4 protein-coding genes are annotated in these 4,227 nt (G+C 49.3%); 2 read left to right on the top strand and 2 right to left on the bottom strand.

The genetic code is table 11. The features are described 5' to 3' along the window. On the bottom strand, positions 1-404 hold a 404-nt coding region (locus AB5903_RS21845; protein ID WP_368118283.1), incomplete at its 3' end, for a nucleotidyltransferase family protein. Between the two features lie 24 nt (positions 405-428). After that, on the bottom strand, positions 429-1,859 hold the full coding sequence (locus tag AB5903_RS21840) for an RNase adapter RapZ (protein WP_117741336.1): 1,431 nt from the start codon (positions 1,857-1,859) through the stop codon (positions 429-431). 113 nt (positions 1,860-1,972) lie between these two features. Here AB5903_RS21840 and AB5903_RS21835 point away from each other — a divergent pair, with 113 nt between their 5' ends. Beyond that, positions 1,973-3,349 (top strand): cobyrinate a,c-diamide synthase, encoded by a 1,377-nt coding sequence (locus AB5903_RS21835; RefSeq protein WP_117955109.1) that lies wholly within the window; start codon positions 1,973-1,975, stop codon positions 3,347-3,349. A 14-nt stretch (positions 3,350-3,363) separates the two neighbouring features. Continuing rightward, on the top strand, positions 3,364-3,933 hold the full coding sequence (locus AB5903_RS21830) for a cob(I)yrinic acid a,c-diamide adenosyltransferase (RefSeq protein WP_016662082.1): 570 nt from the start codon (positions 3,364-3,366) through the stop codon (positions 3,931-3,933). The last annotated feature ends 294 nt before the right edge of the window (positions 3,934-4,227 follow it).

Genomic DNA, 4,227 nt, shown 5'->3' with positions numbered 1-4,227 from the left:
CTGACGAGCAGTGTAGCCTCTGCATTGCTTTCCCGATGATGCCGGTAAAGCTCTGCAAGATTGATGTCGGAAAGGATGTCGGCATTGTGCACCAGGAACGGTTCGTTGCCGTCCAGAAACGGACGCGCTTTCTTTATCCCGCCGCCTGTGTCGAGCAGCATATCCCGTTCGTCACTGAGGTGGATAGTGATGCCGAAATCGTTATTGGCGCGGAGAAACTCGATAATCTGTTCTCCAAAGTGGTGGATATTGACCGTAATGTCATTGAATCCGGCTTCTTTCAACCGTAAAATCACCCGTTCCAGCATCGGCTTTCCGGCTACGGAGACGAGCGCTTTTGGGGTGTGGTCTGTCAGCGGACGAAGACGGGTTCCCAGTCCGGCGGCAAATATCATTGCTTTCATAAAATAATAGGATGACGGGCAGTATTACTGTTTCGCGCTAAAATTCTGTTCTATGTTCTGTTCTCTGTGTATCAGGTTCACTTGTACGCCGAACTTCTTGTTGAGGTGTTCGGCAAGGTGTTGGGCCGAATATACGGAGCGGTGTTGGCCGCCTGTACAGCCGAAACATACGGACAGGTTGGTAAATCCCCGTTCCATATACCGTTTCACGGATGCATCTACCAGACCATATACGTGTTCGAGGAATACGGCGATTTCCCCATCCTCTTCAAGGAAGCGGACAACGGGTTCGTCGAGGCCGGTGAAAGGCTTGTAACGTTCGTATTTGCCAGGGTTGTTTACGGCACGGCAGTCGAATACGAAACCACCGCCGTTGCCGGAAGAATCTTCGGGGATACCTTTTTTATAGGCGAAACTGGTGACTTTTACTACCAGACGACGCTTTTTCAGGTCGTCGGTGAATTGTTTCAGTTCGGTCAGCCTGTGCAGGACTTTACAGAGATACGGATATTCGGGGTAAGGCTCCTGCAACAGCTGGCGCAGGTTTTCAATGGCGAAAGGCACGCTTTGGATGAAGTGGGGCTTCTTCTCGAAGTAACCGCGGAAACCGTATGCGCCCAATACCTGCATGGTGCGGAACAGTACGAAATGACGGAGCTGGGCATAGAAATAGCTCTCATCCACCGGCTGGTATTTGCGCAGGGCTTCGATGTATTCTTTCAGAAGTTCTTGGCGCAGGCTGTCGGGATAATTGGCCTTGGCTTGCCACAGGAATGAGGCCACGTCGTAGTAGACAGGCCCTTTACGTCCGCCCTGAAAGTCGATAAGCCAGGGTTCGCCATCCTTAATCATCACGTTGCGGCTTTGGAAGTCGCGATACATGAAAGTTGCGGAACTGCTGCGGAGAAGCACGTCTGCCATTTTCTGGAAATCATCTTCCAGGCGGTCTTCCTGAAAGTCCATGCCCGTTGCCTTGAGGAAACAATACTTGAAGTAGTTCAAGTCCCACAGAATGCTACGGCTGTTGAACTCAGCCTGCGGGTAGCAGTAGGAGAAGTCCATGCCGTCGGCTCCGGCAAATTGCACGGCGGGCAGCAGGCGCATGGTCTTACGAAGCAATTGCTTCTCCTCTTCATCGAATACGCTTGTCTTGCGTCCTTTTTCGATGGCGTTGAACAGAAGCGTATCTCCTAAATCTTCCTGCAAATAGTAAATATTGTCTTCGGAACGGATAAACACTTCGGGCACGGGCAATCCTTTTCCGCGGAAATGCTCTGCCATATAGAGAAAGGCACGGTTTTCCTCAACGGATTCGCCGCTTACCCCTATCAGCGTAGGCGTACCTTTGAGGCGGAAATAGCGGCGGTTTGAGCCGGAAGAGGGAAGTTCGTCGATGGCTTCGGGTTCGTGCCCGGTATGTGTAATGTAGAGTTTTTTAAGTTCTTCGGTTATCATAGCGTTTTTTATATTTGGCAGCTAAGATAAGACTTTTACCGGATATATTATTACCTTTGTCCGACAAAATCCATAACAGCCCTTTTATACTTCATACCTTATACCTAAATAACATGCGTCGCGTTTCTCAGTTTCTCATAGCAGCCCCCACATCGGGTAGCGGAAAGACCACCGTAAGCCGCGGACTAATGGCTTTGCTGACACAAAAAGGATTGGCGGTACAGCCTTTTAAATGCGGTCCGGATTATATCGATACCAAATATCATACGGCTGTATGCGGACGTGCATCCATTAATCTGGATACGTTTATGGCTTCCGGTGAACATGTGTGCGAACTCTATGCACATCATGCCGTTTCTGCGGATGTCTGCATTGTGGAAGGGATGATGGGAATGTTTGACGGATATGATCGCGACCGGGGCTCTTCGGCGGAGATAGCTCAGTTGTTGCAACTTCCAGTCGTGCTGGTGGTGGATGCCAAGTCTGCCGCTTATTCAATGGCTCCTTTGCTGTCGGGATTCATCCATTTTCGTCCGGATATACGGATTGCGGGGGTGATATTCAATCGTGTAGGGTCGTCCCGCCATTATGAAATGCTCAGGGAAGTGTGTGCCGAGGTAGGCATAACCTGTCTGGGGTATCTTCCAAAGGAGAAAATGCTGGAGCAGGAATCACGTTATTTGGGACTTGATTTCAGTCGATCCAAAGGCACGGATGCCATCGGTACTCTGACAAGGTTATTGGAGCAATGCGTGGATTGGAAACTGCTGCTGGCGAAGACGGCGGTTCCGTTGCGGGAAACGCGGGAAAGGGATAAGGAGTTTGTCGGCGGTAGGAAACCGGGCAACCTGCGTATCTTGGTGGCACGTAACGAGGAGTCTTTCTCTTTCATTTATGAAGAACATCTGGAGATGTTGCGCGGAATGGGTCGTATCTCTTTCTTCGATCCGGAAAAGGATGTCCCCATAGCGCAGGACACCGATTTGTTGTACTTGCCGGGCGGGTATCCAGAAAAACATTCTATGGCGCTTGCCGGAGCCCGTCAGGTGAAAGAATCCGTTCGGGAGTATATAGAGCGCGGCGGAAAGACGCTGGCGGAGTGTGGCGGAATGATTTACCTTTCGTATGCCATAGGTTATGACAAACGGGAGCATGAGAGCGGTGGCAGCGGGTTCGACAGAATGGCGGGTGTGTTTCCTTTTTATATCTCCAATGAGAGTGAAGATCGGAAATTGACGTTGGGGTATCGCAGCTTCGACTATAAGGGGCAGCGTTTGCGGGGGCACGAGTTTCATTATACGCAGTTCGGCAAGTCGGGGACGGCTCCCGATGACAGTAAGAAAGATCTGTATATGCCGCCTACCGTCGTGCAGGTGTATAATGCCAAAGGGCAACCGGTGAACACTCCCGTATTCCGCTACAAGAATACGATAGCAAGTTACACGCATCTTTATTGGGGTGAAACGGATATAATGAGGTTATTTGAATAAGCATACGCTGAAAGATGAAAAAAGTATATACCCGTACGGGAGATAAAGGAACCACCGGCATTCATGGCGGAGCGCGTGTTCCCAAAGATGATATTCGCATCGAGGCAAACGGCTGTCTGGACGAACTGAATGCCGTAATAGGAATCGTACGTTCCATGCTTCCTGCCGAAGACAATTGGCAGGAACTGCTGCATACCATTCAAAGAGAACTGATGGTAGTGATGAGCCATGTAGCTACGCCCGATGGCGTGTTGAACCCCAATCTTCTTTCTGCCGCCGAACTGACCGTACGCTGCGAACAGGAAATGGATGCCATGACTGCCGGACTGAAGGAGAACGGCTATTTTCTTCTGCCGGGTGGTACGCCTGTTTCTGCGCAACTACATTTTGCCCGCACAGTGGCAAGGCGTGCCGAGCGACGCTTATGGACACTGCATCGCCAAGCTCCGCTGAATGAGGATATTTTGCGTTTTGTGAACCGTCTGTCAGATCTCTTCTTTGTCATGGCGCGTACGGAGATGCAGCGGCAGGATTGGCCGGAAGAGAAATGGCAGGAATTTGCTTATAAGAGGAAAAGACTGTAAGTTTTTCTTAATTTCCGGGTGCTGATTTGTTAACAACAGCGTATTCCTATTAAACCATGTTATAAGTAGGACCACAGCCCTCCGATAATTTGGAGATTCCCGAAATGTCCGTATATTTGCAATGTGTTTTTCATAGTATTAGATTTAAGGTTAACAAAAAGATTGGCTGTCTGGGATAGATAGCCTTTTTTTATGCCTCTATATCACCTGTCTTTATGGATCAACGTAACAATCTGAGGGATTTTATATTTAAGCATATAATTTAGCAAGTCTATATAAGAAAAAAGCTCTATC

Origin of the sequence: Bacteroides sp. 2201st1_D9_2201SCRN_220225, from assembly GCF_040928965.1 — a bacterium.
Classification (GTDB): domain Bacteria; phylum Bacteroidota; class Bacteroidia; order Bacteroidales; family Bacteroidaceae; genus Bacteroides; species Bacteroides stercoris.
Note: the sequence above shows the minus strand (reverse complement) of the source record. Positions and strands in the feature narration are given on the sequence as shown.

Coding starts and splice junctions, on each gene's coding strand:
- AB5903_RS21835 (WP_117955109.1), top strand. CDS start 1,973: ATGCGTCGCGTTTCTCAGTTTCTCATAGCAGCCCCCACATCGGGTAGC.
- AB5903_RS21830 (WP_016662082.1), top strand. CDS start 3,364: ATGAAAAAAGTATATACCCGTACGGGAGATAAAGGAACCACCGGCATT.
- AB5903_RS21840 (WP_117741336.1), bottom strand. CDS start 1,859: ATGATAACCGAAGAACTTAAAAAACTCTACATTACACATACCGGGCAC.